The sequence below is a fragment of the Polaromonas sp. P1_G4 genome, from assembly GCF_056405475.1.
The window spans coordinates 1-6,510 of the sequence record NZ_JBFUCA010000227.1; the positions used below are offsets into that span (position 1 = coordinate 1).

A 6,510-nucleotide genomic window follows, 5' to 3' on the forward strand; every position below is an offset into this window, starting at 1 on the left:
ATCACATACACCGGCACGCCATTGCGGCCCAGTTGCTTCAGTGCCGCTGTCACTGCCGGGTCGCGCCGCGTCCAGTCGGCACGCAACAGCGCCACGTTCTTCGTTTCGATGTCGGCCAGTACCGACGCATTCGAGAGGGTGGTCTTTTTGTTGTACTGGCAGGTCACGCACCAGGCGGCGGTGAAATCCACGAACACACTTTGCCCTTGCGCGGTGAGCTGGTCAACCCGGCCCGGCTCCCAGGCCTGCCAACCGCCTGCTGTCGGTGTTGCCGACACCAAGGCCGCGGGTCTGGTGATGTTCGGGCCAATGGCCCACAGCCCCAACGCGCCCAACGCCACGGAAAAGGTTGCCAAGAGCGTACGTGCCGTGCCGCGCAGGGTAAAGGCCCAGATCGCCAGTGCCATCAACACCAGCAAGGCCAGTAGTGCACCCGCGCCGTCGATGCCGCTTTGCTGGCCCAGTACCCAGACCAGCCAGGCGACCGTGGCAAACATCGGGAAAGCCATCAGCTGCTTGAAGGTCACCATCCAGGGGCCGGGACGCGGCAGCATTCTTGCCACGGCCGGTATGGCGCTCGCCGCCAGATAAGGCGATGCCATACCCATACCGATGGCCGCGAAAATCGCGAGCGCTTCAAGTGCAGGGAGACCCACCGCATAGCCCAGCGAGGCGCCCATGAAAGGAGCGGTGCAGGGCGATGCAATGGCGGTGGCCAGCACACCCGACAAAAATGCGTTGACGGTGGGGTTTTTCGCCTGCCAGCCCGCAAGCCGGCCCGGCAGGACATTGCCGAATTCAAACAGGCCCGCCAGGTTCAACCCCAGCAAGGTGAACAGTGCCGCCAGCAGCGCCACTACCGCCGGGTTTTGCAGCTGAAAGCCCCAGCCGAGCTGCTCACCCGCTGCGCGCAAACCCAGCAGCAGCGCACCCAGCGCCAGGAAAGACACCACCACGCCCACGGTGTAAGCCAGRCCGGTGGTCAGGCGCGTGGCCTGGTCCTTCACCTGCACAAAACCCACCACCTTGATGGCCAGCACCGGAAACACACAGGGCATGAGGTTGAGGATCAGCCCGCCGAGCAATGCGCCCAGCATGGCGGCGATGAGTCCGACCGGTGGGGCGCTGGTTTGCACGGGGGCCGCACCGGCCGACGCGTTGGCGCGCAAGGCCGCTTCAAGTGCGGGCGGCACGACGGTGGCAGCCGCTGGCGCAGGCCAGGGGCCTTTGACCGGCGCGTCAATGCGATAGGCAGTGTTCTCCAGGGCCACCACCAGCGGCATGCTGGCCGGGCTCTCGGTGCGCTGGCCCGACAGGGGCACCTGTGCCGTCCACACCGCGCCTTGCCAAGCCTGTTGCCAGGGGGCGGCGGGCTCGATCACGCTACCGGTTTCGGGGTACAGCGCCAGTGTTTTTCCTTGCAGGGCGGCGGGCAAGCCGGCCAGGGAAATGCTGATCGCCTTGCCTTCGACGGCCACCTGGCTGGCGCCGGCCGCCAGTGCTTTGGGCGTGGCAGCGAACGTGTCCTGAAACAGTTGGCCGCTGGCCGCGGTCGAGCTTCGCACCGGGATGCTCAGTGAAAAGTCGCCCTCTTGCGGAATGCATTCCTTGCGGCACACCAGCCAGGACGCCTTGAGTTTGACGTCCAGCTGCCTGGCGGCGAAACCGGGCGCCACGGTCAAAGGCACGGGCAGCAGCACCGCCTTTTCATAGCCGTAGTTGGCCAGCGTGCCAATCGGGATTTTTTTGGGCGTCGGCCAGGCGATATCGCCTGCAGTAATGCCGGCGGGCAGTTGCCAGTCGAGCTGCGTCGGCAGCCCGGAGTCACCGGAGTTTTTCCAGTAGGTATGCCATTCGGGCTGGTGCGTGAGCCGCAGCCCCACCCAGACCGGCTTGCCGGGCTCCACGCCTTCCGGCGCCCAGGCCAGCAGTTCGGCACTGACCTGCTCCGTTGTGACCACCGCACCGGTTGTGCCCGGGGTGCCCTTGCCCAGAATGTCGCTAAAGGCTTTTTGAGCGCTGGCGGGCACGGGGATTGCGCAAGCAGCTATCAAAAATGTAGCGGCTAGCTTGGCAAACGGAAAACGCAGGGCATTCATTGTGCAAGTGTGAGCGGGTGGCGCAGAGATTAGTTCCTGGAAGGCCAGGGGGCAAGACAGCGTGCGGGCATCGCTCGATGATGGTTAGTCGATTTTCACGCTGCCTTATTACAGCCGTTTTCAGAGTCAGCCCAGATAATAGGGGCATGCCGCGCATTGTCCTCGCCACCCTCAACGCGAAGTACAYCCACGCTTCGCTGGGCCTGCGGTACCTGCTGGCCAATATGGACCTGCATGGCGGCCCCGGCCTTCGTGCGCAAACGTTGCTGCGCGAATTTGTGATCCAGCAACGGCCCATGCAGATCGTCGAGGAGTTGCTGGCGCTCGATCCTGAAGTCATCGGCCTCGGCATCTATATATGGAACGTGGTGGAAACCACCCAGGTCGTGCGCCTGCTCAAAACCCTGAGGCCCGGCATCAAGGTGGTGCTGGGCGGCCCCGAGGTCAGTTACGAGACGGGCGAACAGGAAATTTGCCGCCTGGCCGACCATGTGGTCACCGGCTGGGGCGATGTGAGTTTTCCCAAGCTCTGCCGTGCCTTGCTCGATGGCCCGCAACCGCTGATGAAGGTCGTTGCAGGGGAGCAGCCGGCACTGGAGGCGCTGGCCTTGCCTTACGGCGAATACACCGACGAAGACCTGGCCAAACGGTTGCTGTATGTCGAAGCCTCGCGCGGCTGCCCCTTCAAGTGCGAGTTCTGCCTGAGTTCCCTCGATAAAACCGCCTGGGCTTTTGACCTGGACGCGTTCATGGCCGAGATGGGCGCGCTCTACCAGCGCGGCGCACGCAACTTCAAGTTTGTGGACCGCACGTTCAACCTGAAGGTCGAGAACTCGGTGCGCATCCTGCAGTTTTTCCTGGACCGGATGGCGCCTGACCTGTTTGTGCATTTTGAAGTGGTGCCCGACAGCCTGCCCGACCGGCTCAAAGTGCTGATTGCACAGTTCCCGGCAGGTTCGCTTCAGTTTGAGGTCGGCATCCAGAGCTTCAACCCCGAGGTGCAGCAGCGCATTTCGCGCAAGCAGGACAACGCCAGGACCGCGAACAACCTGCGCTGGCTGGTGAACGAAAGCCAGGCCCATGTGCACGCAGACCTGATCTTCGGTTTGCCCGGCGAGACGCTGGAGAGCTTCGCCGAGGGTTTTGATCGCCTGCATGAACTGGCGCCGCATGAAATCCAGTTCGGCATCCTCAAGCGCCTGCGCGGCACACCCATCACCCGGCACACGGCGGAGTTCGCCATGGCGTATGACCCGCAGACGCCGTACACGATTCTGCAGAACTCCACGATTGACTTTGTCACCATGCAACGCATCAACCGTTTTGCGCGGTACTGGGAAATGCTGGCCAACTCAGGGCGTTTTGCGCGGGGGCTCCGGCTGCTGCTGGCCCCCGGCTCGGCGTTCGGCCATTTTCTGCATTTCAGCGACTGGCTCTGGGCCAGCACCGGTAAAACCCATGAGTTCGCACCTGAGAAACTGGTGGATTTGCTGTTTGAGCACCTCACATCGGTGCGGGGTTTGGCCGGCGCAGATGTGCGCGGCGCCCTGCTGGCCGACTATCTGGCCAGCGGCGCACGTGGCCGTCCCCATTGCCTGGCCGATTTGCTGGGTGCCGCCAAGCCGGTTGCACCCGTGCGTTCCAGCCGACAAGGCGCAGCGCGGCAAGGGCGCCATGTGAGCCAACAATCCGGTCTTCAGGACGAGGTGGGCGCCCACCGGGAAGCTATTCAGAAAGCTGCTGCAGCGGCTTGACGGGGCCAAAGGCCCTGTCTTTAAAGCATTTCGTCCGGTGCAAAGGGCCCGATCAGCTTGAGCATCAGTTGCAGTCCCCAACTCGCGTCGGGCTCGATCATGGAGTCTTTCAGTGGCGAACCTTGCGGCGCACGCCAGACCAGCCGACCGTTTTCCAGCTCGACACGGTAGGCGCCGGAAGCCAGCGTGGGCTCGATCAGCCGCGTGGCCTCGGCGGAGATGGCTCGGTTGCGGATGACTATGGCCACTTCGCTGTTTTGCAGCTGCGAGCGCAGGTCCAGGTTCATGGAGCCCACGACCAGCAGGCGGTCGTCCATGACGACGACCTTGGAATGCAGGCTGGCACGTGAGCCGCCGGTGGAACCGCCCGTGGATCCCCCCGCGATCGCTGCCGAGCCGAAGCTGCTGAAAGAGCCTTCCTGCTCGRCGCGCATTTCGTAAATCTCGATGCCCATCTCCAGCAAGGCCTTGCGGTAGCGGGCGTAACCGACGTGGGCAGCCGGCGCGTCGTTGGATGCCAGTGAGTTGGTGAGCACCCGCACACGAATGCCGCGTTGCCGGAGGTCGGCAAACTGCTTCATCATGCGTTCGCCGGGCACGAAGTAAGGCGAAACGATCAGCAGGTTGTTTTTGGCCTGCGACATCAGTTGAAGCAGCCCGTCGACCGTAGTGTCCTGCGATTCTTCAGTGGTGTCGGCGTCGGCGGCGATCTTGGACGCCTTGTCCACCAGCAGCGCCGAGGGCGCCCAGGTCCAGGTTAAGAGCCGCAGGTCGGTCGAATCCGGCAGCGTCGGCAATGGAGAGGTCACCCGTTCCGGCCGGGTTGAGGGGGGTACCGCGCCGTCACCAGCCTGGAGGGTAGCGGCCTGTGCTGTGCCTGCGGGAGAAGAAAGGTTTTCCGGGGCCTGCGGCTTGCGCTTGAGTGCGTCGATTTCCTTTTCGGTCATCAGCGACTGCACCGGGTAGGCCAGCGGGTTGTTCCAGTACTGGTCAAAGCTGCGCGACAGATCTTGCGCGATGCGGCCCGCTGCCAGCACGTCGATGTCGACAAAGTTGGTGCCGGTGCTCTGGCCGAAGTAGGTTTCGCCCAGGTTGCGTCCGCCGGTAATGGCCACGGCGTTGTCCGCCACAAAAATCTTGTTGTGCATGCGCCGCTGCATGCGCGCCGTGTCCTTGAGGTTGCCCAGGATTCGGAACATCAGCGAGCCACGGCCGCCCGGCAGGGGGTTGAAGAGGCGCAGCTCGATGTTTTTTTCAAACGCCAGCTTCAGCACCTGCGCGTTTTTTCCCGAGGTGTTGAAGTCGTCCAGCAGGATGCGGATGCGCACGCCGCGGCCCGCTGCTTCGCGCAGCGCGTCAAACATGCGTTCGGTGGTTTCGTCGGCAAAGATCGCGTAGTACTGGATATCCAGTGTCTTTTGCGCTGCCTTGATCAGCGTCATGCGGCTGGTGAAAGCCAGCTCGGCGTCACCCACCAGCGCGAACCCCGAGTCGTTGCGTGTTCCCGCCTTGGCCGCACGGGCGGCCACCAGGCTGCCCAGGCGCGTTTCAGCCGGGTTGGCCAGGGCGGTGGAGACCGGGCGGTCAACCTCGCTGGGCAGCGAGGCACAGCCCCCTAACCAAAGAGCGGCGAAGGCCATGGCCAGCCCCCGCAACGCGCGCCAGCCTGTATGCGGGATCAAGCGGGTGCCGGAAAGGGTACTGAAAGTGGTCTGCATGGTGCAGGCCACTTTAGCGTAAGGAGATGTATTTGGTGCCGCCGGGCCCTGCGTTCGCACCTATTCTTCTTGTAGGCGCCCGGCTTGACTGCGCTTCAGGGCTGTAGCCGGGCCGCATGCAGGGGGCCAGCGGGCACGGTTATGACGACAAGGTTTCCCAGCGCTGCAGCGCCGCCATCAGCTCTTCCTCGATCTTGCTGTTGCGCGCGTTGAGTTCCGCCGCCCGTTTGGCATTCGTGGTGTAGAGCGTGCCGTCATAGAGCTCCTGCTCGATGGCTTTTTGCTGCGACTCCAATTGCTGGATCAGCGCCGGCAGGCCGTCGAGCTCGCGCTGCTCCTTGTAGCTCAGCTTCTTTTTTGATAGCGGCTCGCGCTCGTCCTTATTGGGCTGCGGGCTTGTTTTGCTTGAAGTTTTGGTGCCGGCGGGGCTGCTGGCGGGCTTGTTGGCACCGGTGATCTGCGCTGCGCGTTTGGATTGCGTGATCCAGTCCGTCACGCCGCCTTCGTACTCACGCCAGAAGCCGGGGTTCTCGGGCGTGCCCTCATAGGCAATGGTGCTGGTGACCACGTTGTCGAGGAAGCGCCTGTCGTGGCTGACCAGGAACACCGTGCCTTCGTAGTTTTGCAACAGGTCTTCCAGCAATTCGAGCGTGTCGATGTCCAGGTCGTTGGTCGGCTCGTCCAGCACCAGCACGTTGGCCGGCCGGGCAAACAGGCGCGCCAGCAGCAGGCGGTTGCGCTCGCCGCCTGACAGGGTGCGCACGGGCGAGTTCGCGCGCTGGGGCGAGAACAGGAAGTCCGTCAAATAACTCTTGACGTGTTTCTTCTGGCCGTTGATTTCGACCCACTCGCTGCCGGGGCTGATGAAGTCTTCCAGCGTGGCGTCCAGGTCCAGGCTGTCGCGCATCTGGTCAAAGTACGCGACCTGCAGGTTGGCAC

The 6,510-nt window shown here is 63.5% G+C and carries 4 protein-coding genes; 1 reads left to right on the forward strand and 3 read right to left on the reverse strand.

Annotated elements, in window-relative coordinates; translation table 11 throughout:
* The coding region (locus AC1D1X_RS12685; RefSeq protein WP_477698388.1) for a protein-disulfide reductase DsbD family protein at window positions 1-2,099 on the reverse strand (2,099 nt) is incomplete at its 3' end.
* Window positions 2,100-2,245: 146 nt separating this feature from the next.
* Between AC1D1X_RS12685 and AC1D1X_RS12690 the strand changes: the two genes are divergently transcribed.
* Window positions 2,246-3,853 (forward strand): B12-binding domain-containing radical SAM protein, encoded by a 1,608-nt coding sequence (locus AC1D1X_RS12690; protein ID WP_477698389.1) that lies wholly within the window; start codon window positions 2,246-2,248, stop codon window positions 3,851-3,853.
* A gap of 20 nt (window positions 3,854-3,873) precedes the next feature.
* Here AC1D1X_RS12690 and AC1D1X_RS12695 read toward each other — a convergent pair whose 3' ends face one another.
* Complete coding sequence (locus AC1D1X_RS12695; protein WP_477698390.1) at window positions 3,874-5,571, reverse strand: phospholipase D-like domain-containing protein; 1,698 nt, start codon at window positions 5,569-5,571, stop codon at window positions 3,874-3,876.
* A 139-nt stretch (window positions 5,572-5,710) separates the two neighbouring features.
* Window positions 5,711-6,510: ATP-binding cassette domain-containing protein (locus tag AC1D1X_RS12700; RefSeq protein ID WP_477698391.1), on the reverse strand; the 800-nt coding region annotated here is incomplete at its 5' end.